This window comes from Aliivibrio sifiae, assembly GCF_002954715.1.
Lineage (GTDB): Bacteria > Pseudomonadota > Gammaproteobacteria > Enterobacterales > Vibrionaceae > Aliivibrio > Aliivibrio sifiae.
Map to the genome: position 1 here is coordinate 170,432 of NZ_MSCP01000001.1, position 21,469 is coordinate 191,900.

The following is a 21,469-nucleotide window of genomic DNA, read 5'->3' on the forward strand; positions in this document are numbered from 1 at the left end:
TAGCTAAATTAAAGTTATTAGCTATTGCGTAATGTAAACTTAATGCGCATCTAAGAAGAATAACATGGGAGTACCCGCTCCAATGAGTGAGCAGTTAACAGATCAAGTTTTAATTGAGCGTGTTCAGCGTGGTGATAAGCAAGCGTTTAATCATTTGGTGATTAAGTACCAAAACAAAGTATGTAACCTTGTTGCTCGTTACGTGAAAAATAGTGGTGATGTGCCTGATGTGGCGCAAGAGGCGTTTATTAAAGCGTATCGTGCGTTACCGACCTTTCGCGGGGACAGTGCATTTTACACTTGGTTGTATCGTATAGCAGTAAATACAGCTAAGAACTATCTTGTCGCCCAAGGACGTAGACCGCCAGCATCTGATGTAGATGCTGAAGAAGCCGAATATTATGACGGCGATAGTGCATTAAAAGAAATCACTAACCCAGAGAATTTATCGTTGACGGAAGAATTACGACAAATCGTATTTTCGACAATTGATGGTTTACCTGAAGATTTAAAAACAGCAATTACGTTACGAGAACTAGAAGGTTTAAGTTATGAAGAAATTGCTGCTGTAATGGAGTGTCCGGTTGGTACGGTTCGTTCTCGTATCTTCCGAGCTCGTGAAGTTGTTGAGAAAAAGATCCAACCGCTAGTACAGCGTTAATTATTTTCCAACGGTCAAACGGTGAAGACAATGACTGATAAAGAACAAATTTCTGCGTTTATTGATAATGAAGAGATGGACAATGCGTTCATTGAATCGCTATCACAACCTGAAAATGCAGAAGCCTGGAAAAATTACCATTTAATTGGTGATGTCATGAGAGGGGATGCACCTGCTAGCAATGAATGGAATATTGCAGCAAATGTCGCACTTGCTCTTGAAGATGAACCGGTTCATCAAATGAATGATACTGTGACGGATTTTATGCCTTCACAACCAACACCTAGTGAAGCAAAGAAGACATTACCAAGCTGGATGACACAATTTAGTCAAGTAGCGATGGCCGCCTGTTTTTCTTTAGTTGTTATTGTTGGCGTTCAACAATACAACGGTGCTGATTCAGGAGTGATCCCTGCTACTAGTGGTGATATACAAGTTTTAGATACGATTCCTTTTAGTGGAACGGCTGAACCTGTGAGCTTAACGCGAGATTCTTTAGTTAAGAAAACATCAACAGAAGCAGATGTGATGGAACAGCGTAAACGTATCAATGCGATGCTGCAAGATTATGAATTGCAACTTCGTCTCAATGCTCACGACGGTTCAATTGATCGCAATCTATTAGAGACAAATACACTATTGGCAGAATAATGAAACGTATCCTGATCAGCTTTATTGCCTTGGTCAGCTTTTTCCCAATATTAGCCTCAGCAGAAGATGCACCTTCTGCTGAGGCTTTGTTGCATCAAATGGGAGAGGCAAGCCACAAGTTAAATTATGAGCTTTCTTACATTCGAGTTAAGCAAAATAGCATAGACCCTTTTATGTATCGTCATTCCCATTCAGATAAAATGACACTTTCTCATCTTGTTTATTTAAGCGGTTCTATGAGAGAGGTCATTCGTCGAAATCAAGAGATAACGTATTTAGAACAAGGGAATAAACCTTTTTCTATTCAATCAGAAACGATTGTTGCTCCTATCATTCCCCTGTTACATAAAGATGTTGTTGTACTGAAAAAGTATTATGACTTTGTCTCAATGGGTAGAGCTAGAGAGGCGGGTTCTCCTGCTCAGGTTGTTCGTATTGTTTCACGAGATGGCAATCGTTATTCTTACATTGTTTGGATTGATGAACGTAGTAAATTACCGCTACGAACTGATTTAGTGAGTCGTGAAGGTGATATTATTGAACAATATCGTGTGATTTCGTATACGGTGAATGAACAAATTGCAGATTTCATGAAGCAACGTTTAGGTGATGCAGAATTACCTAAGGTATTGCCTCTTCCATCAGTGACAGAGGATCATGCAACGTGGAAAGTTAATTGGCTTCCTAATGGATTTAAAGATGTTCATTTTAACCGCTATCGTTTAGCTATGAATCAACGCTCCGTTGAGAGCAACATGTATTCTGATGGTCTCTTTAATTTTTCTGTCTATATCTCAGAGGCTGATAAATTAAGTAATAAAGAACAATCAATCCGTCAAGGTAGGCGTTCACTTTATAGCTATATCCAAGGCGATTATGAAATTAGTGTTGTTGGTGATATTCCACCTTTAACGGCAAAGCGTATTGCAGAGTCGGTGGTGTTTAATATGCCAACACTAAAAAGTGAGAGTAAGTAGCACTTATGATGACTGCATTAGCAACGGTACTTGATGTTCAAGGGGACATAGTTGTGGTTGGTTGCCAACAGAAAAGCAGCTGTAATCATTGCTCATCTAAAGATTCATGTGGGACAGGCATTGTATCTAAGGTGCTTCCGGGAAAAGTTCATCACTGGGCTTTTCATACGGATAAGAAACTCACAATAGGACAAATGGTTGAAATTGGGTTGCCAGAAAAGAATTTACTGCAATCTGCCGCTATTGTTTATTTAGTACCTTTGTTTTTTCTTTTGTTTGGTGCGCTGTTCTCGGAGTGGTTAATTTCTCCATTAATGGGCATTGGTGAAGTTACTACGATTATCATTGCTGGGCTTTCTGCATGGGGAGGGTATTTTTTCGCTAAACACCTTTCTCATCGTATTGAGCAGAACACAGAACAACAAGTTAGCCTAGTCCGAGTCCTTGGTGAGTCGATTTCTGACACTATCTCAGTAAATGCTGCAGGATAAGATAGCGACTTGCGATGAAATTGGGTAGAATCCCATTACTTGATCTCACGATCCAATCCCATTAACTAATTGAGTTTGTCACGTCATTCATGAAGCATATTCGTAATTTTTCTATTATTGCCCATATCGATCACGGTAAATCAACACTATCTGACCGCCTAATCCAAGTTTGTGGTGGCCTGTCAGACCGTGAAATGGCCGCACAAGTTCTTGATTCAATGGATCTAGAACGTGAACGTGGTATTACTATTAAAGCCCAGAGTGTAACTCTAGACTATACGGCAAAAGATGGTGAAACCTATCAACTAAACTTCATCGATACTCCAGGGCACGTTGACTTCTCATACGAAGTATCGCGTTCACTTGCTGCTTGTGAAGGCGCATTATTGGTAGTCGATGCAGGTCAAGGCGTTGAAGCTCAAACGCTAGCAAACTGTTATACAGCAATCGAAATGGACCTAGAAGTAGTGCCAATCTTAAATAAGATTGACTTACCTGCTGCTGATCCGGAGCGTGTTGCAGAAGAAATTGAAGAAATCGTTGGTATTGACGCGATGGAAGCAACGCGTTGTTCTGCAAAAACAGGTTTAGGTGTTGATGAAGTTCTTGAAACTATCGTTAAATCAATTCCAGCACCAGAAGGTGATCCTGAAGGCCCAACACAAGCACTAATTATTGACTCATGGTTTGATAACTACTTAGGTGTTGTATCTTTGGTTCGAGTTAAACATGGCTCACTAAAGAAAAATGACAAAATCAAAGTAATGAGTACAGGCCAAGTTTGGGGTATTGACCGCATTGGTATCTTTACACCAAAACAAATTGATACTGATGGATTAAATACCGGCGAAGTTGGCTGGGTTGTTTGTGGTATTAAAGACATTCTAGGTGCACCTGTAGGTGATACGCTAACACACGCTAAAGGTGGTTGTGAAGAGCGTCTACCTGGCTTTAAAAAAGTTAAACCACAAGTATATGCGGGTTTATTCCCTGTATCTTCTGATGATTATGAAAACTTCCGTGATGCATTAGGCAAATTAAGTCTTAATGATGCATCACTTTTCTATGAACCAGAAAGCTCAGCTGCACTTGGTTTTGGTTTCCGTTGTGGCTTCCTTGGAATGCTTCACATGGAGATTATCCAAGAGCGTTTAGAGCGTGAATACGATCTGGATCTAATCACAACAGCACCAACGGTTGTTTATGAAGTTGTTTTGAATAATGGTGATTTACTGTACGTAGATAGTCCATCAAAATTACCTGCAGTAAACGACTTAGAAGAAATTCGTGAACCTATTGCTCGTTGTAATATCTTAGTTCCAGCGGAATACCTAGGTAATGTAATTACATTATGTGTTGAAAAACGTGGTATTCAAGTCGATATGGTATATCACGGAAACCAAGTTGCGCTAACCTATGATGTTCCTATGTCAGAAGTGGTTTTAGATTTCTTTGATCGCTTGAAGTCAACTTCTCGTGGCTATGCATCACTTGATTATAACTTCCAACGTTATGAAGTATCTAACATGGTACGCGTAGATGTATTAATCAATGGTGATAGAGTTGACGCATTAGCGATCATTACTCACCATGAAAATGCACAAAGCCGTGGTCGTTTATTGGTTGAGAAGATGAAAGAATTCATCCCTCGTCAAATGTTTGATATTGCTATTCAAGCAGCGATTGGTGCTCACATTATTGCACGTTCGACAGTTAAGCAATTACGTAAAAACGTAATCGCAAAATGTTACGGTGGCGATATCAGCCGTAAGAAGAAACTGCTGAAGAAGCAAAAAGAAGGTAAGAAACGTATGAAGCAGATTGGTAATGTTGAATTACCTCAAGAAGCTTTCCTTGCGATTCTTCATGTAGGTAAAGATTAATTTACGACACCTGATGCTTCAGAGTGAAGTAAACTAAGCTTTATTACAACTCAAAGAAAGCGATGATCAATGGTCTTCGCTTTCTTTGTTATTGCAACACTTAACTTAAGGGAATGAAATGGCTAACACTTTTTCACTGATTTTAGTTCTTGTAACTCTATTTACTGGCGTTATTTGGGCTATTGATAAATTCGTATTGGCACCAAAGCGCAAACAAAAGATTGCAGCAGCAAGTGTGCAAGCGGATGGACAAGTTGATGAAGCAACACTTGCAAAAGTTGCCCAACAACCTGCGTGGATAGAGCAATCTGTTTCTATTTTTCCAGTGATTGGCCTTGTTTTAGTGTTGCGCTCATTTATTTATGAGCCGTTCCAGATCCCATCCGGTTCGATGATGCCGACGCTTTTAGTCGGTGATTTTATCTTGGTCGAAAAATTCTCTTATGGAATTAAAGACCCTGTTTGGCGAACACAACTTGTGGAAGTAGGAAAACCTGAGCGTGGTGATGTTGTTGTCTTTAAATATCCACCTCAACCAAATATCGACTATATTAAACGTGTAGTAGGTGAGCCAGGTGATACTGTTATCTATAGCTCTTCAAAGCAGTTGTGTATCAAACCAAAGGGTGAAAGCAAGTGTAATATCATCCCGTTAACGAACATGAAAGACAGTGAATTTATGCAAGATCGCACTAACTTAGTTCAATATACTGAACAGTTAGCAAAAGATACAACGCATAATATTTTGGTTAATCCAATGAGATCTGATCGTGTATCTATGTACCAACCACGACCAGGTTACAACGAATGGGTTGTTCCAGAAGGAAACTACTTTGTAATGGGCGATAATCGTGACAATAGTGCCGACAGTCGTTATTGGGGTTTTGTGCCTGAAGCGAACTTAGTGGGTAAAGCGGTCGGGATCTGGATCAGCTTTGAATTTGAACGTGGTAGCGATAGCGTGCTGCCTTCCTTTATTCCTACTGGTGTGCGTTTTAACCGCATCGGTGGCATAGACTGATTGAACTAATATGAATTCTCCACTACAACGCCTAGAAAAGAAAATAGGCTATCAATTTAATGATGAAAATTTTCTAAAATTAGCACTGACACACCGCAGTGCTAATGGAACTCACAATGAACGCTTAGAGTTTCTTGGTGATTCAATTTTGAGCTTTGTTGTTGCTGATGAACTTTACCACCGATTCCCTAAAGTGGATGAAGGTGATATGAGTCGTATGCGTGCAACCTTAGTTCGTGGCCATACATTGGCAGAATTAGGTCGTGAGTTTCAACTGGGTGACTACCTATTTTTAGGTCCTGGTGAATTGAAAAGTGGTGGTTTCCGCCGTGATTCAATTTTAGCAGATGCCGTTGAAGCCATTATTGGTGCGATTTATTTAGACAGTGACACTGAAGTAATTCGTGGAATTATTTTAGCATGGTACAAAACACGTCTTGACTCTATTGAACCAGGTGTATCTCAAAAAGACCCTAAAACACGTCTTCAAGAATACCTGCAAGGTCGTCGCAAACCATTACCAACGTACACAGTAACAAAAATTAAAGGTGAGGCTCATAATCAAGAGTTCACTATTGAATGTATCGTAGCAGGCTTGGATGAGCCTGTTATCGGCAAAGGAAGCAGCCGCCGCAAGGCAGAACAGTCGGCTGCCGACATAGCATTAGGACAACTAAACTAATGTCAGATGACAAAGAATTTGATCTAGATGCGTACTTCGCATCAGAAGAAAAAACAGAAACAAGTGATAACCAGCACTGTGGCTTTATCGCTATTGTTGGCCGTCCAAACGTGGGTAAATCAACACTTCTTAACCAAATTTTAGGTCAGAAGATTTCGATTACATCACGTAAACCTCAAACGACTCGTCACCGTATTATGGGTGTTGATACCGATGGGGATTTCCAAGCAATTTACGTGGATACTCCGGGTCTTCATATCGAAGAAAAACGTGCGATTAACCGTTTAATGAACAGAGCAGCAAACTCATCCCTGAGCGATGTTAACTTGGTATTATTCTTGGTTGATGGTACACATTGGACTCCAGATGATGAGATGGTATTGAACAAGCTAAGAAAAGCAGAGTTCCCTACGGTTTTATTAGTAAACAAAGTGGATAACGTTAAAGATAAAAATGACGTTATGCAGCATCTTCAAACGATGACTGAAAAGATGGACTTTGTTGATGTTGTGCCAATTTCTGCAAAATCAGGTTCAAACGTTGATTTTGTACAAAAATTAGTTCGTCAGCATTTACCAAAAGCGGTACATCATTTCCCTGAAGAGTATGTGACTGACCGTTCTCAACGTTTTATGGCTTCTGAAATTATTCGTGAAAAGCTAATGCGCTTTACGGGTGAAGAGCTACCATATTCAGTAACTGTTGAGATCGAACGTTTTGATTACAATCCTAAAATGGATGGCTTTCATATTAATGGTCTAATTCTTGTTGAGCGTCTTGGTCAGAAGAAAATGGTTGTAGGTAAGAATGGCGAGAAGATCAAAGTGATTGGTCGTGAAGCTCGTATTGATATGGAAGAATTATTTGACCGCAAAGTGTATTTAGAGCTTTGGGTTAAAGTTAAATCGGGTTGGGCTGATGATGAGCGAGCACTTCGTTCTCTAGGCTACATCGACGATTTGTAATTTCTAGAAACTATAAGAGCTAGAGTAGGATCCCGAATAACTTAATTACATTATTTTAAGTTGTTTGGGATTTTTTGTTATAAAAGAGAGCAGCTTATAGTATTTAGGAACCAAGCTTTATTGTCAGCGAAGCGTATAGTTAATAATTTTATATAGGTAAAAAACGTGGAAGAAGGCTTACAACGCTGTTTTGTCCTACACCGTAGACCGTATAGTGAAAGCAGTCTAATTTTAGATGTGTTTAGCGAAGAGTATGGTCGTTTATCTATTATCTCCAAAGGGGCGCGAAGTAAACGCTCTAACCTCAAAGGCGTACTGCAAGCATTTACTCCACTATTAATGAAATGGTCAGGTAAAGGCTCTATGCGAACATTGCGTCAAGCTGAAAGCATCAGTTTAGCAATTCCATTAACGGGAATAAATTTATACTCAGCGATGTATATCAACGAACTCGTTGTGCGTGTCATTGAGCAAGAAACGCCGTATCCGGCTCTTTTTCTTGATTACCTCACCGCCTTAACTGAGTTAGCACAAACTAAAAATCCAGAACCTGCTTTGCGACGCTTTGAGCTAGCTTTGTTATCTTCAATGGGTTATGGCGTAGATTTTTTACATTGTGCAGGTAGTGGTGAAATGGTTTCCCCTGAGATGACATATCGTTATCGAGAGCAGAAAGGTTTTATGGCGTCCATTCGACATGACCCATTAATGAGCTTTAAAGGGAATGAATTAATAGCGATTAGTGAACGTCGATTTGTTACCCCTGAGCAATTAAAAGCAGCAAAACGCTTTACACGCATAGCCTTAAAGCCGTATCTTGGCGGAAAGCCCCTCAAAAGTAGGGAGCTATTTCTTCCAAGAACAAGGAGTATTCTAAAATGAGTTCAATTTTACTTGGCGTTAATATCGATCACGTAGCAACCCTTCGAAATGCGCGAGGTACTAAATATCCAGATCCTGTACATGCAGCTGAGATTGCAGAGCGTGCTGGTGCTGCCGGTATTACGATTCACTTACGTGAAGATCGTCGTCATATAAAAGATCGTGATGTACGTATTTTACGAGAAACGCTGCAGACACGAATGAATTTAGAAATGGCAGTGACGGATGAAATGATCGCTATTGCATTAGAAACACAACCTGAATTTGTTTGTCTTGTGCCTGAAAAACGTGAAGAGTTAACTACTGAAGGTGGTCTAAACGTCGTTGGTCAACTTGATAGAGTGAAAGCGGCGACTCAAACGCTATCAGATGCAGGAATTAAAGTATCTCTGTTTATTGATGCTGATAATAAGCAAATAGATGCTGCTGTTGCTTGTGGCGCGCCATTTATTGAGCTTCATACCGGTGCGTATGCTGATGCAGAAACAGAGGACGTGTTGCAAGATGAATTGAAAAAAATTGCGGCAGGGGCAAGCTATGCAGCAAGCAAAGGCCTTATTGTTAATGCTGGTCATGGTTTGACATATCATAATGTTGAAGCTATTGCAGCATTGCCAGAAATCTATGAACTGAACATTGGTCACTCTATTATGGGTAGGGCTGTATTTGATGGTTTAGATAAAGCGGTCGCAGATATGCATAAAATTATGCTAAGTGCTCGTAAGTAATGGCAATTGTTGGTCTTGGGACTGATATTGCTGAGATAGAAAGGGTAGAAAAAGCCCTTTCTCGTTCAGGAGATGCGTTTGCTGAACGCATCTTAAGTCAATTTGAGCTTGAACAATATCAGACTTTAAAGCAGAAAGGCCGGTTCTTAGCAAAACGTTTTGCAGCTAAAGAAGCTGCATCTAAAGCGTTAGGAACCGGTATCGCTCATGGTGTTACTTTTCATGATTTTACCGTCTCTAATGATGAGAATGGTAAACCTCTCTTAACGCTTTCTGGTAAAGCGCTTGAACTTTCTTTACGCCATAATGTGTCACATATTCATCTGACTATTTCTGATGAACGTCACTATGCGGTAGCTACCGTAATCCTTGAATCCTAAGCGATAATTCTAATATTTTGGTTAAGTGAGCTAACACTTTGTTCAACTTAGCCATTGTTCTGCATCTTTTGTCACTTTTTCCATTTCATCTTGAAGTTCAAATAATTCAGGTTCGATGTCTGTGATTAATTGCTCTTGTCTGAGTGATGTTTCAATTAAATTACATAATTGCTTTAATCGTGGCACGCCACAGTAAGAGCTACTGCCATGTAATTTATGAATATAGTGGCATAGCTCTTCCGCTGAAGAGTCCCCTTCAAGAGCTTTTTCTATCCACCCATTTACTTCTGGAATGAACTCTATGAGCATTTGTAGCATCTCTTTTGCGAGATCTTCTTTTCCTGCGGATTGTTTTAAAGCGATAGTCCAATCTATGCTTTCGGCAATATTATCTTGAACTTCCTCCATCGATGCCTCTGGGATCACATCTGGAAGGATGGTTATTTTTTCGACATCGCTATTGTCAGTAAGTGGACTCCAATGAATGATAACTTGTTGTAATACATGTTCTTCAATTGGTTTTGTTAAATAGTCGTCCATGCCTTCATTGATTAGTCGTTCTCGTTCACCTTCCATCGCATGAGCGGTTACTGCAACAATAGGCGTTTGAGCATTTAAGACCGTTTTTCGGATCTCTTTACACGCCATTACGCCATCCATCTTAGGCATTTGAATATCCATTAAAATGATATCAAATGTCTGTTCTGTTGCTTGTTGAACTGCATCTATGCCATTTTTACAAGTAACAACCGTTTCAACTTGTTCGTGTAAAAGAGCGGAAATAAGCTTGAGGTTGGCAGGGTTATCATCAACTGCCATCACTTTAATCGGTAAACGTTGTGGAGCATCATGAGATGCCATTAGATCAGGTAATGCCGCAACTTGTTCAAATTGATTTTGAACTAATAATGCATCTAATAATTTTTTCTTAGCAAACGGTTTAGATAAACACGTTATTTGTGCAAGTTGATTCAGTTTTTCTGTTAGAGCAAGTTCTGTACTTGGTAAGCCTATAACAATTTTTGGGCAATAAGGTGATAATTTATCAGAGATAACTTTCAATGATTCAGCACTTGGTTTCGCATTTGAACTTAAGCTGATCAATGCAAAATCATGCGGCTCAATATTTTCAGGCAGAGTTGAGCGATAAGTAACAAACACGCCATGATGAATGAACTGTTGTTGTAAAATAGACGCCGACTGCATATTTGGCTCTATTAATAGCAGTTTTTTCTTATCTAATTGTTGAACGTCACGTTCATCAATCATTGGTAATTCAGTTTGAGCCATTTTAACTGTAAACCAGAAGGTAGACCCTTGGTGTAGGCGGCTGCTTAAACCAATCTCTCCTCCCATCTGAGCCACGAGTTTTTGTGTAATCACAAGCCCTAAACCGGTACCACCATAGCGTCGAGAAATACTCGCATCAGCTTGACTGAACGCTTGGAAAAGTTGAGCTTGTTGGCGTTCAGAAATACCAATACCTGTATCTCTAACAACAAATTGAAGGTCGATGCTGTCATCATGCAAATGCTTCAGATCAACAGAGATATCAATATTGCCTTTTTCGGTAAATTTAATAGAGTTACCAACTAGGTTGTTAAGTACTTGCTGAATACGTAATGGATCACCAATGAGCCCTGATGGAACACGTTGATCAATCTTAAGCGTAATTTCTAATCCTTTCTCGTGAGCACTTGGAGCAAGAAGGCTAACCACTTCATCAAGGCTGTCTTGAACATTAAATGGCAGGTTCTCAAGCAGTAACTTACCAGCTTCTAGTTTTGAGAAATCAAGAATGTCATTAATGATGGTTAATAGGTTATTTGCTGAGCGTTCAATCGTCTGTAGGTAATCTTGCTGGTGTGCAGATAGTGAGGTCTTGAGCATTTGGCGTGTAAAGCCAATCACACCATTAAGTGGTGTTCTTAACTCGTGTGACATGTTGGCTAAGAATTCAGATTTAACACGAGCTGCTTCTTGAGCTCGTTTTTTCGCAATATCTAACTCTACGTTTTGAATCTCTAATTGCTCTAAGGTTTCACGTAAGTCAGACGTCGCTTGATCGATACTTTGCTGCATTTCGACATGATATTCAGATAAAGAAATCGCCATGGCATTGATACCATTTTTAAGCGTATCTAGTTCACCATGTAATTTGTTTTCAATACGTACATTCAAATGGCCACGACGGATCCGGTCAACCACACTGACCATGTGTGAAATAGGTTGGGTCACATCCTGCATTAAACGATAGGCAAAGACACCAGACAAACTTAACCCAAGGATTAATACAATTAAAGCCGAGAATATCTCTTGGTATTGTTGTAATCGTAAACTAGATAAATCGAGCTCTATGGCAATATACCCCAAAGGCTCATTCATATGTGATGAATCAAAGTTTGCTGAAAATTGGCCTTCAGGAAGAATAGGAGTCCTTAATATTAAAGATTCATCTTGAAATGAAATATCAAGCAATAAAGGGATAGGTTTGTCTTTTGGGAACGTTAAGCTTTCAAAGTTAGGATGGAAGTTAGAGGTTACAAAGAGTTCATGCTTTTCATCAAATACGGCAATACTACGAACAATTTTAGAGTGTTTTCGATGAGCATAGCTTATTAAGCGTCGGACAGCCTCTCGGTTTTTACCCGTCATACCGTACTCACTCGAAATCGCTAGAGGTTCAATGATACTTGTACCGCTAGAGATAAGTTGAGCTTCCAAATCATTGTATCGATTCATGGTAAAGAAACCACTAAGTAGCAAACCGATGATTAATGTTGGTGCTAATGTCAGGGTGATGACTCGTGCGCGCAAACCGTATTTTGTCATATTTATTCGTTCTGATTAACTTCCTTGAGCGCGTAGCTTAATCAAGTTGGAGAGTAACCTCAATTATTCTGTGCGGAAATCGTAAGTTGAAACATAAATGATCACTAATCAGGGCTACATCTTAATGTGGTTTCGGTATAATGAAGCTAATTTCAGTAAATCAGGCAATAATCATGGCTCAATTCTTCAAAGCTAAAAAGAAAGCTTCAATAAATACTAAGCATCAGTCGGTTGATGTGGTTCGATTAGATCACAATGGCGCAGGTGTCGCTTTTGTAGATAAGAAACCAGTGTTTATTGAAGGCGCTTTACCTGAAGAAAAAGCCATCATTCAATTTACAGAACAGAAAAAACAATACTCTCGTGCTGCACTTATTAAATTGACACAAAAAAGCAGCAAACGCCAAGAGCCTATTTGCCATCATTATCATGAGTGTGGTGGCTGTAATTTACAGCATTTACAACACGATGAACAAATTGTAGCGAAAAATACTAAGCTGCAAGAATTGATGCAAAAACAAGGTGTTGAACATTTTGATATGGTTGAACCTATTGTTGGTAATGAAACAAGTTACCGTCGTCGAGCTCGTATTAGTTTACTGCTAAACAAACAAACGCATCAGCTTGATTTTGGCTTTAGAAAAAAACAGAGTAAAGCCATTGTTAATGTTCGTCATTGTCCTGTTTTAGTGAATGAACTTGATCTGCATTTAGAGTCGCTATATGCCTTACTTAATCAACTTAAAGGCAAAAAGAGTTTAGGGCATGTAGAGTTAGTACAAGCTGACAATGGCAGCGTATTACTTATTCGTCATATGGCTGGTTTTAATGAAAAAGACAATCAAGCGTTAGTAAACTATTGTGAAGAACGTAATTTGATCCTATACCTAATGCCTGAGTCAGATGTATTGAATCATGTGCGTGGAGAAGAACCTTACTATGTGATTGATGGTGCGAAAATTTATTTTACGCCAAAAGATTTTATTCAAGTAAATGCTTCGATAAATGAAAAAATGGTAAATCAAGCGCTTAATTGGTTAGATCTTAACGCTGATGATAGTGTCCTTGATCTATTTTGTGGATTGGGTAATTTCAGTTTACCTCTTGCTCAAAAAGTTCAAAAAGTGGTTGGAATTGAAGGTGTGGACGATATGGTTCAACGCGCTCAATCAAATGCAAAAAGAAATTCGTTAGATAATGTCACGTTTTATCAAGCAAATTTAGAAGAAAGCATTGATGATCAAGTGTGGGCTAGCACAAAGTTTACAAAGATTTTACTCGATCCTGCCAGAGCAGGGGCTGCAGGAGTGATGCAAACTGTGGCAAAATTGAAACCTCAAACCGTGGTTTATGTATCGTGCAACCCAGCAACACTTGCACGCGATAGCCAATTACTTATTCAACACGGTTACAAGCTTACTAGGCTAGGTATGCTTGATATGTTCCCACACACAGGACATTTAGAATCTATGGCATTATTTGAGCGATAATTAGCGGTAACACTCGCTACGCTTAAGAAGCCCAAAAGAATCATTATAAAATTGGATTATAGGAAACGGACATGGTCGCAGTTCGCGGAGCACATCTTAAGGAAAATGAAGAGTTCGAGTTAGGTGAATGGATCACCAGTCTCGAACAAGACAAAAACACCTCAAAAAAATTGACTGAGGTGTATAAGCAGTGTGAAGAGTTAGTAGCTTCTCATGAAGAAGGACAGCTCTTGCTATGGCGTGGCCGTGAGATGATCGAAATATTGATCACCTTAAGCATGGACAAGCCAACCCTCATTGCCGCTCAGTTATTCCCTTTAGTTTCCTCTGGTGTTTTAGACAGAGAAACGTTAACTGAAAACTACAATAAAGAAATTGAAAAACTGATCGATGGCGTTGAAGAGATGGACGCGATTGGTCAATTGAATGCGTCTGTAGGTGCAGAATCAGCGTCTTCTCAAGTGGATAATATCCGTCGAATGTTACTTGCAATGGTGGACGATTTTCGTTGTGTGATCATTAAATTAGCAGAGCGTATTTGTAATTTACGTGAAGTAAAAAATGAACCAGATGAAGTGCGCCGTGCTGCAGCAAAAGAGTGTAATAACTTATACGCTCCGTTAGCAAATCGTTTAGGTATTGGTCAATTGAAATGGGAAATTGAAGATTATTCTTTCCGCTATCAACATCCAGATACTTATAAAAAAATTGCCAAACAATTGTCTGAGCGACGTATCGTTCGTGAACAGTATATCGAAGATTTCGTCACAGAATTGAGTGATGAAATGCATGAGTACAGCATCAATGCCGAGGTGAGTGGGCGTCCAAAACACATTTATAGTATTTGGCGTAAGATGCAGAAAAAGAGCTTAGCTTTTGATGAGCTGTTTGATGTTCGTGCAGTTCGTATTATTGCCGATAAACTGCAAGATTGTTATGCCGCTCTTGGTGTTGTTCATACCAAATTTAAACATCTGCCAAGTGAATTTGATGATTATGTAGCGAATCCAAAACCAAATGGTTATCAGTCTATACATACGGTTGTATTAGGTCCTGAAGGAAAAACTATTGAGATCCAGATCCGAACTAAGGATATGCATGAAGACTCTGAATTAGGGGTTGCTGCACACTGGAAATACAAAGAAGGGTCATCAAACAGCAGTCGCAGTGGCTATGACGAGAAAATTACGTGGCTACGTAAGCTGCTTGATTGGCAAGAAGAAATGTCTGATTCAGGTGAAATGCTTGATGAGCTTCGAAGCCAAGTATTTGATGACAGAGTTTATGCCTTTACGCCACGTGGCGATGTTGTCGACTTACCTATGGGAGCAACGCCGTTAGACTTTGCTTATCACATTCATTCAGAAGTAGGTCACCGTTGTATTGGTGCGAAAGTGGGTGGACGAATCGTGCCATTTACACACCAGCTAACTATGGGTGATCAAGTTGAAATTATTACCCAAAAAGAACCTAATCCATCACGAGATTGGTTAAATCCAACATTGGGTTTTGTTAACTCTGGCCGTGCTCGCGCTAAAATTAATGCATGGTTTAGAAAACAGAGCCGTGAAAAGAATCTTGATGCAGGCAAAGAGATCTTAGAAACAGAGCTTGCTAAAATTGGCGGTACATTAAAAGACGCCGAGCGTTATGCACTTAAGCGTTTTAATGTGAACTCGACAGATGAGCTTTTTGCTGGCGTTGGTAGCGGTGACTTACGTATTAACCAAGTGATTAATCATATTAATGCGTTAGTAAATAAACCGACTGCTGAGCAAGAAGATCAAAAGGCACTCGAACAACTCCAAGAGTTAGAAGCCAAAGCACAGGCGCAAGCTCAAGTGCAAAATAAAAAGCGTAATGATGCGGTTGTTGTCGAAGGGGTTGATAACCTAATGACTCACCTTGCTCGTTGTTGTCAGCCGATCCCTGGAGATCCAATAGCTGGATATATTACACAAGGGCGTGGTATTTCGGTTCACCGTAGCGATTGTGATCAGTTAAATGAATTACGTCACCATGCGGCGGAACGTATTATTGATACCGTGTGGGGAACTGGTTTTGAAGGCTCTTACATACTAACGTTACGTGTGACAGCAATGGATCGTACCGGTTTACTAAAAGATCTGACAAGTTTATTTGCTAATGAAAAAGTAAAAGTGTCAGGTATGAAAAGCCGAAATGATTATAAGAAACAATTAACTATCATGGACTTTGATTTAGAAGTGTTTAATGCGGACATTCTTGGTCGGTTAATAACTAGAGTTGAACAAGTAAAAGACGTAATAGAAGCGATTCGATTATCGTAATGATATAAAAAATGAATCATCAATGTTAAGTTATTGATTATTAATAATTATGTTTTTAAGCCGAATGTTATTTATGACATTCGGCTTTTTTATTGAAAAAAATTCTCAAGTTCTGAAAACTTAGGCCGTAAATATGTGTATCAACGATGAATTATAGGCTTCTTATCCTATAACAATAAGTGAAGCCGACCGGAGCAAACATTATGTCAATTTCAGTAAATACAAACATCTCAGCAATGACAGCACAACGTTACATGAACAATGCAACGGCTGCTCAAGCTGATTCAATGGAGAAATTGTCTTCAGGTTCAAAAATCAACAGCGCAGCTGATGATGCTTCTGGTCTGCAAATTTCAAATCGTATGACAGCACAAACTCGTGGCTTGAACGTAGCAGTTCGAAACGCCAATGATGGTATGTCTATCGCACAAACGGCTGAAGGTGCAATGAAAGAAACAACAAACGTACTTCAGCGTTTACGTGATTTATCATTACAATCTTCAAACGGCTCAAATACTGATGCTGATCGTCAAGCGATGCAAGAAGAAGCAAGCTCACTGACTGATGAGCTAAACCGTATTGCAGAAACAACCTCTTTTGCTGGTACTCGTTTGATTAATGGCGAATTTGGCACAAAATCTTTCCAAATTGGTGCTGATTCTGGTGAAGCAGTAGCAATGACATTAAACAGCATGCGTGCTGACGAAGCAACAATGGGTGGTAAATCATACTTCGCAGAAGAAGGTCGTGATATCAATTGGACTGTGGGTAAAGAAAATACACAGTTTAATGTGACATACAATGATAAAAACGGCAGCCCTCAAGAGATCCAAATTTCTGCAAAGGCAGGAGATGATATCGAAGAGTTAGCGACGTACATTAATGGTCAAACAAATGAGCTAAGTGCTTCTGTGACTGAAGATGGTGTACTTCAAGTGTTCATGTCAGGTGAAACTATTTCGTCACCATTAGAGTTTAATGGCTCTCTAGCAAACGAATTAAAAATGGGTGGTGAGTCAGACGATACTGTTGCATCAATGGATTTAACAACCGTTGGTGGCGCTCAACGCTCTATTGATGTGATTGATGCTGCTCTAGAGTATGTTGATGGCAATCGTGCTTCATTAGGTGCATTCCAAAACCGTTTTGAAAGTGCTGTTAAAAATTTAACGAACATCAATGAAAATATCACTGATTCAAATAGCCAAATTAAAGACACAGACTTTGCTAAAGAAACAACGAACTTAACTAAGACTCAAATTTTAAGTCAATCAAGCTCGTCAATTCTTGCGCAAGCGAAACAAGCACCAAGTATGGCAATGAGTTTGTTAGGTTAAGTTAACAAAAAGCCTTCTTAATTTAAGGCGAATGTATTTTTAAAAAAGCGGTGACTATAATGGTCACCGCTTTTTTGTTTTTAAATCGAAGGGATAGATATGACCGCTCAAAATAATATTGAACAGTTACTCTCAATAATGTCTCAATTAAGAGATAAAGAATCAGGTTGTCCGTGGGATAGAAAGCAGACGTTTGATTCTATTATTCCACATACAATAGAAGAGACTTATGAAGTGGTGGATGCGATTCATAAGAAGGACTGGAGCAATTTAAAAGAAGAGTTAGGGGATTTACTATTCCAAGTTATTTTCTATGCGCAAATAGCGAAAGAGGAAGGGTTATTCGGTTTTAATGATGTAGTAGATACACTAAATGAAAAGTTGGTTCGCCGTCATCCACATGTCTTTGGTGATGATGTATTCTCATCAGAAGAAGAAATTGCAGCGAATTGGGATAAAGTGAAGCAGCAAGAACGCTTGGATAAAGGATTATTGGATCAATATTCATCTTCTCAACAAAGTATTTTAGATTTTATCCCAAGCGCTTTACCTGGGTTATTACGAGCAAATAAAATTCAAAAACAGTGCGCAAAAGTTGGTTTTGATTGGGATGAACTAAAACCCGTTGCAGATAAAGTAAATGAAGAGGTAGCAGAGGTATTAGAGGAAGCATTAAAAATACCAAGAGATGAAGATAAATTAGAAGAAGAGTTAGGCGATTTACTTTTTGCTACAGTAAATTTTTCTCGCCATTTAGGAAAAAATCCAGAGCAAGCATTATGCAAAGCAAATGATAAATTTGAACGCCGTTTTCGTCAAATTGAAGTGAACGTCGCCAAAAAACACAAAACTATACAACAATGTGATTTAAATGAGCTAGACTCAGAATGGGAAAATGTGAAGCGAAGTGAGCAGAATTGATTTGGAGCAAAAAATAAATCAATTAACTGTGATACTTTTCACGTTGTGGCGATAAAGCGGTTCTGGTATATTCATTTCCCGTCCAGATAAAATCCATTTTATTCCTCATTACACCAATTTCAGGTAACGTATGACGACGAATTACATTTTTGTAACTGGCGGGGTTGTATCCTCACTAGGTAAAGGTATTGCAGCAGCATCATTAGCAGCTATTCTTGAAGCTCGTGGCTTAAAAGTCACTATGATGAAGCTTGACCCATACATCAACGTTGATCCAGGCACTATGAGCCCAACTCAACACGGTGAAGTATTCGTCACGGAAGACGGCGCAGAAACTGATCTAGATTTAGGTCACTACGAGCGCTTCATCCGCACCAAAATGACTAAGCGTAATAACTTTACAGCAGGTCGAGTATACGCAGATGTTCTACGTAAAGAACGTCGCGGAGACTACTTAGGTGCAACTATCCAAGTTATCCCTCATATCACGAATGCGATTAAAGAACGTGTGATCTCTGGCGCTGACGGCCATGATATCGCAATCGTAGAAGTTGGTGGCACTGTTGGTGATATTGAATCTCTACCATTCATGGAAGCGATTCGTCAACTTGCTGTTGAGCTAGGCCGTGAACACACAATGTTTATGCACTTAACTCTTGTTCCTTATTTAGGTGCAGCGGGTGAGCTTAAAACTAAGCCGACTCAACACTCAGTAAAAGAACTTCTTTCTATTGGTATCCAGCCTGATATCTTAGTTTGTCGTTCTGATCGTGTTATCCCAGCAAACGAACGTAAGAAAATTGCTCTTTTCTGTAATGTACAAGAAAAAGCAGTTATCTCAATGAAAGACGTAGATTCAATCTACAAAATCCCACAATTAATCCGAGCGCAGGGTACTGATGATTTAGTATGTCAACGCTTTGGCATCACAGCTCCAGAAGCGGATCTGTCTGAGTGGGAACAAGTAATTTATGAAGAAGCGAACCCAACTGGTGAAGTTACTATCGGTATGGTTGGTAAATACATTGAATTACCAGACGCTTACAAGTCAGTAAATGAAGCATTAAAACATGCGGGCTTGAAAAATCGTCTAAACGTCACTATTAAATATGTAGACTCGCAAGATGTTGAGTCTAAAGGTACTGAAATCCTAGAAGGCCTAGATGCAATTCTAGTTCCTGGTGGTTTCGGTGACCGCGGTGTTGAAGGCAAGATCCTTGCTGCTCAATACGCTCGTGAAAATGCAGTACCATATTTAGGAATCTGTCTTGGTATGCAAGTTGCGCTGATTGAATATGCGCGTAACGTTGCTAATATGGAAGGGGCTCACTCTTCTGAATTCTCTAAAGACACTAAATTCCCAGTTGTTGGTCTAATTACTGAGTGGATTGATGGGGAAGGTAATGTTGAAGAACGCACTGAGAAATCTGATTTAGGCGGTACAATGCGCCTTGGTTCTCAGCTATGTCATCTTGCAAAAGGTTCTAAAGCTCGTGAGCTTTACGGTAACGCAACTGTTGAAGAGCGTCACCGTCACCGTTATGAAGTAAACAACAATTTACTTCCTCAGCTTGAAAAAGCCGGTCTTAAAATTTCTGGTCTATCAGCTGATAAGAAGCTTGTGGAAATTATTGAACTTCCTAACCACCCATGGTTTGTGGCTGCTCAATTCCACCCAGAATTCACATCAACACCTCGTGATGGTCATCCATTATTTGAAGGTTTTGTTAAAGCAGCAGGCGAAAACGCTCGCGGTGAATTCGAAAAGTAATAGGATTTACGGATAGCTGCTCAATGTTGTAGCAGCTATTTTTAGCTTTTAAATTAAAGATAAAGTAGAGGAAACACAATGTCTAAGATCGTTAAAGTTCTAGGTCGTGAAATCATCGATTCTCGTGGTAACCCAACAGTTGAAGCTGAAGTTCACCTAGAAAGTGGTTTTGTAGGTATGGCTGCTGCTCCATCTGGCGCATCTACAGGTTCTCGTGAAGCTCTTGAGCTACGTGATGGCGACAAATCTCGTTTCCTAGGTAAAGGTGTTCTTAAAGCTATCGCAGCTGTAAATGGTCCAATCGCAGAAGCTCTAATCGGCAAAGACGCGAAAAACCAAGCTGAAATCGACCAAATCATGATCGATTTAGATGGCACAGAAAACAAAGCAAAATTTGGTGCTAACGCAATCCTTGCTGTTTCTCTAGCGAATGCTAAAGCTGCTGCAGCTGCTAAATCTATGCCTCTTTACGCTCACATTGCTGAGCTAAATGGCACTGCTGGCGTATTCTCTATGCCTCTACCAATGATGAACATCATCAACGGTGGCGAGCACGCTGATAACAACGTTGATATCCAAGAATTCATGATTCAACCTGTTGGCGCTAAAACACTTAAAGAAGCTCTACGCATCGGCGCAGAAGTATTCCACAACCTAGCTAAAGTTCTTAAGTCTAAAGGCTACAGCACTGCAGTTGGTGATGAAGGTGGTTTCGCTCCTAACCTTAAATCTAACGCAGAAGCGCTAGAAGTTATCGCAGAAGCTGTTGCTGCTGCTGGTTACGAGCTAGGTAAAGACGTTACTCTTGCTATGGACTGTGCTGCTTCTGAGTTCTTCAACAAAGAAGACGGTATCTACGATCTTAAAGGCGAAGGTAAGAAATTTACTGCTGAAGAATTCAACCATTACCTAGCTGGTCTTGTTGAACAATTCCCTATCGTATCTATCGAAGATGGTCTTGACGAGTCTGATTGGGCTGGTTTCAAACACCAAACTGAACTTCTTGGCGACAAAATCCAACTAGTTGGTGACGATCTATTCGTTACAAACACTAAGATTCTTGCTCGTGGTATCGAAGAAGGCATCACTAACTCAATTCTTATCAAGTTCAACCAAATCGGTTCACTTACAGAGACTCTAGCTGCAATCAAGATGGCTAAAGATGCTGGTTTCACAGCAGTTATCTCTCACCGTTCTGGCGAAACTGAAGATGCAACAATTGCTGATCTAGCAGTTGGTACAGCTGCAGGTCAAATCAAAACTGGTTCTATGAGCCGTTCTGACCGTGTTGCTAAGTACAACCAACTAATCCGTATCGAAGAAGCTCTAGGTGAACTAGCGCCATTCAACGGTCTTAAAGAAGTTAAAGGTCAATAATCTCAATTTTTGAGAGAATGCCTTAATTCTTTAATCGTTTGATTAGAATTTAGATATAAAAACCGTCTCATTTGAGGCGGTTTTTTTTATTTCAGCTAGACAGCTAGTGAA

The 21,469-nt window shown here is 39.7% G+C and carries 18 protein-coding genes; 17 read left to right on the plus strand and 1 reads right to left on the minus strand.

What is annotated here, in order from left to right; all coding sequences use genetic code 11:
• The first annotated feature begins 82 nt into the window (after positions 1-82).
• From rpoE to acpS, 11 genes are all read left to right on the plus strand, one after another.
• Positions 83-661, plus strand: a complete 579-nt coding sequence (gene rpoE, locus BTO23_RS00700; protein ID WP_061003248.1) for an RNA polymerase sigma factor RpoE — start codon at positions 83-85, stop codon at positions 659-661.
• Positions 662-691: 30 nt separating this feature from the next.
• Positions 692-1,312: an RseA family anti-sigma factor gene (locus BTO23_RS00705; RefSeq protein ID WP_060991769.1), complete on the plus strand. Its 621-nt coding sequence runs from the start codon at positions 692-694 to the stop codon at positions 1,310-1,312.
• Positions 1,312-2,289 (plus strand): sigma-E factor regulatory protein RseB, encoded by a 978-nt coding sequence (gene rseB, locus BTO23_RS00710; protein ID WP_105062808.1) that lies wholly within the window; start codon positions 1,312-1,314, stop codon positions 2,287-2,289. The genes BTO23_RS00705 and rseB overlap by 1 nt, the downstream gene beginning before the upstream one ends.
• A gap of 5 nt (positions 2,290-2,294) precedes the next feature.
• Positions 2,295-2,780 carry a SoxR reducing system RseC family protein gene (locus BTO23_RS00715; protein ID WP_061013113.1) on the plus strand — a complete coding sequence of 162 codons (486 nt, stop codon included), beginning with the start codon at positions 2,295-2,297 and terminating at the stop codon, positions 2,778-2,780.
• 89 nt (positions 2,781-2,869) lie between these two features.
• Positions 2,870-4,663, plus strand: coding sequence for a translation elongation factor 4 (gene lepA / locus BTO23_RS00720; RefSeq protein ID WP_061003173.1), 1,794 nt, complete (start codon positions 2,870-2,872; stop codon positions 4,661-4,663).
• A 118-nt stretch (positions 4,664-4,781) separates the two neighbouring features.
• Positions 4,782-5,684, plus strand: a complete 903-nt coding sequence (gene lepB, locus BTO23_RS00725) for a signal peptidase I (protein ID WP_061003170.1) — start codon at positions 4,782-4,784, stop codon at positions 5,682-5,684.
• 10 nt (positions 5,685-5,694) lie between these two features.
• Positions 5,695-6,366: a ribonuclease III gene (rnc, locus tag BTO23_RS00730; RefSeq protein WP_060991764.1), complete on the plus strand. Its 672-nt coding sequence runs from the start codon at positions 5,695-5,697 to the stop codon at positions 6,364-6,366.
• Positions 6,366-7,331, plus strand: a complete 966-nt coding sequence (gene era, locus BTO23_RS00735; protein ID WP_060991763.1) for a GTPase Era — start codon at positions 6,366-6,368, stop codon at positions 7,329-7,331. The genes rnc and era overlap by 1 nt, the downstream gene beginning before the upstream one ends.
• A gap of 165 nt (positions 7,332-7,496) precedes the next feature.
• Positions 7,497-8,213 carry a DNA repair protein RecO gene (gene recO, locus BTO23_RS00740; RefSeq protein ID WP_061003168.1) on the plus strand — a complete coding sequence of 239 codons (717 nt, stop codon included), beginning with the start codon at positions 7,497-7,499 and terminating at the stop codon, positions 8,211-8,213.
• Positions 8,210-8,941, plus strand: coding sequence for a pyridoxine 5'-phosphate synthase (gene pdxJ / locus BTO23_RS00745; protein ID WP_061013111.1), 732 nt, complete (start codon positions 8,210-8,212; stop codon positions 8,939-8,941). Before recO ends, pdxJ begins: the two co-directional genes overlap by 4 nt.
• Positions 8,941-9,321 carry a holo-ACP synthase gene (gene acpS / locus BTO23_RS00750; RefSeq protein ID WP_061003164.1) on the plus strand — a complete coding sequence of 127 codons (381 nt, stop codon included), beginning with the start codon at positions 8,941-8,943 and terminating at the stop codon, positions 9,319-9,321. Before pdxJ ends, acpS begins: the two co-directional genes overlap by 1 nt.
• Before the next feature lie 42 nt (positions 9,322-9,363).
• On the opposite strand, the gene barA is transcribed toward acpS, so the two are convergent.
• Positions 9,364-12,153 (minus strand): two-component sensor histidine kinase BarA, encoded by a 2,790-nt coding sequence (barA, locus tag BTO23_RS00755; protein WP_061030260.1) that lies wholly within the window; start codon positions 12,151-12,153, stop codon positions 9,364-9,366.
• A 173-nt stretch (positions 12,154-12,326) separates the two neighbouring features.
• Between barA and rlmD the strand changes: the two genes are divergently transcribed.
• From rlmD to eno, 6 genes are all read left to right on the plus strand, one after another.
• Entirely contained in the window at positions 12,327-13,643 is a 1,317-nt protein-coding gene (gene rlmD, locus BTO23_RS00760) for a 23S rRNA (uracil(1939)-C(5))-methyltransferase RlmD (protein ID WP_061003160.1), read from the plus strand.
• A 71-nt stretch (positions 13,644-13,714) separates the two neighbouring features.
• The gene (gene relA / locus BTO23_RS00765) at positions 13,715-15,952 is read left to right on the plus strand and encodes a GTP diphosphokinase (protein WP_105062810.1); all 2,238 of its coding nucleotides are present in this window, start codon (positions 13,715-13,717) and stop codon (positions 15,950-15,952) included.
• Positions 15,953-16,155: 203 nt separating this feature from the next.
• Entirely contained in the window at positions 16,156-17,289 is a 1,134-nt protein-coding gene (locus BTO23_RS00770) for a flagellin (RefSeq protein WP_061030259.1), read from the plus strand.
• A gap of 99 nt (positions 17,290-17,388) precedes the next feature.
• On the plus strand, positions 17,389-18,210 hold the full coding sequence (gene mazG / locus BTO23_RS00775; RefSeq protein WP_105062811.1) for a nucleoside triphosphate pyrophosphohydrolase: 822 nt from the start codon (positions 17,389-17,391) through the stop codon (positions 18,208-18,210).
• Positions 18,211-18,340: 130 nt separating this feature from the next.
• Entirely contained in the window at positions 18,341-19,981 is a 1,641-nt protein-coding gene (locus tag BTO23_RS00780) for a CTP synthase (protein ID WP_060991754.1), read from the plus strand.
• Between the two features lie 78 nt (positions 19,982-20,059).
• Positions 20,060-21,358, plus strand: coding sequence for a phosphopyruvate hydratase (gene eno / locus BTO23_RS00785; protein ID WP_060991753.1), 1,299 nt, complete (start codon positions 20,060-20,062; stop codon positions 21,356-21,358).
• Positions 21,359-21,469: the final 111 nt, after the last annotated feature.

Coding starts and splice junctions, on each gene's coding strand:
- rpoE (WP_061003248.1), top strand. CDS start 83: ATGAGTGAGCAGTTAACAGATCAAGTTTTAATTGAGCGTGTTCAGCGT.
- BTO23_RS00705 (WP_060991769.1), top strand. CDS start 692: ATGACTGATAAAGAACAAATTTCTGCGTTTATTGATAATGAAGAGATG.
- rseB (WP_105062808.1), top strand. CDS start 1,312: ATGAAACGTATCCTGATCAGCTTTATTGCCTTGGTCAGCTTTTTCCCA.
- BTO23_RS00715 (WP_061013113.1), top strand. CDS start 2,295: ATGATGACTGCATTAGCAACGGTACTTGATGTTCAAGGGGACATAGTT.
- lepA (WP_061003173.1), top strand. CDS start 2,870: ATGAAGCATATTCGTAATTTTTCTATTATTGCCCATATCGATCACGGT.
- lepB (WP_061003170.1), top strand. CDS start 4,782: ATGGCTAACACTTTTTCACTGATTTTAGTTCTTGTAACTCTATTTACT.
- rnc (WP_060991764.1), top strand. CDS start 5,695: ATGAATTCTCCACTACAACGCCTAGAAAAGAAAATAGGCTATCAATTT.
- era (WP_060991763.1), top strand. CDS start 6,366: ATGTCAGATGACAAAGAATTTGATCTAGATGCGTACTTCGCATCAGAA.
- pdxJ (WP_061013111.1), top strand. CDS start 8,210: ATGAGTTCAATTTTACTTGGCGTTAATATCGATCACGTAGCAACCCTT.
- acpS (WP_061003164.1), top strand. CDS start 8,941: ATGGCAATTGTTGGTCTTGGGACTGATATTGCTGAGATAGAAAGGGTA.
- barA (WP_061030260.1), bottom strand. CDS start 12,153: ATGACAAAATACGGTTTGCGCGCACGAGTCATCACCCTGACATTAGCA.
- rlmD (WP_061003160.1), top strand. CDS start 12,327: ATGGCTCAATTCTTCAAAGCTAAAAAGAAAGCTTCAATAAATACTAAG.
- relA (WP_105062810.1), top strand. CDS start 13,715: ATGGTCGCAGTTCGCGGAGCACATCTTAAGGAAAATGAAGAGTTCGAG.
- BTO23_RS00770 (WP_061030259.1), top strand. CDS start 16,156: ATGTCAATTTCAGTAAATACAAACATCTCAGCAATGACAGCACAACGT.
- mazG (WP_105062811.1), top strand. CDS start 17,389: ATGACCGCTCAAAATAATATTGAACAGTTACTCTCAATAATGTCTCAA.
- BTO23_RS00780 (WP_060991754.1), top strand. CDS start 18,341: ATGACGACGAATTACATTTTTGTAACTGGCGGGGTTGTATCCTCACTA.
- eno (WP_060991753.1), top strand. CDS start 20,060: ATGTCTAAGATCGTTAAAGTTCTAGGTCGTGAAATCATCGATTCTCGT.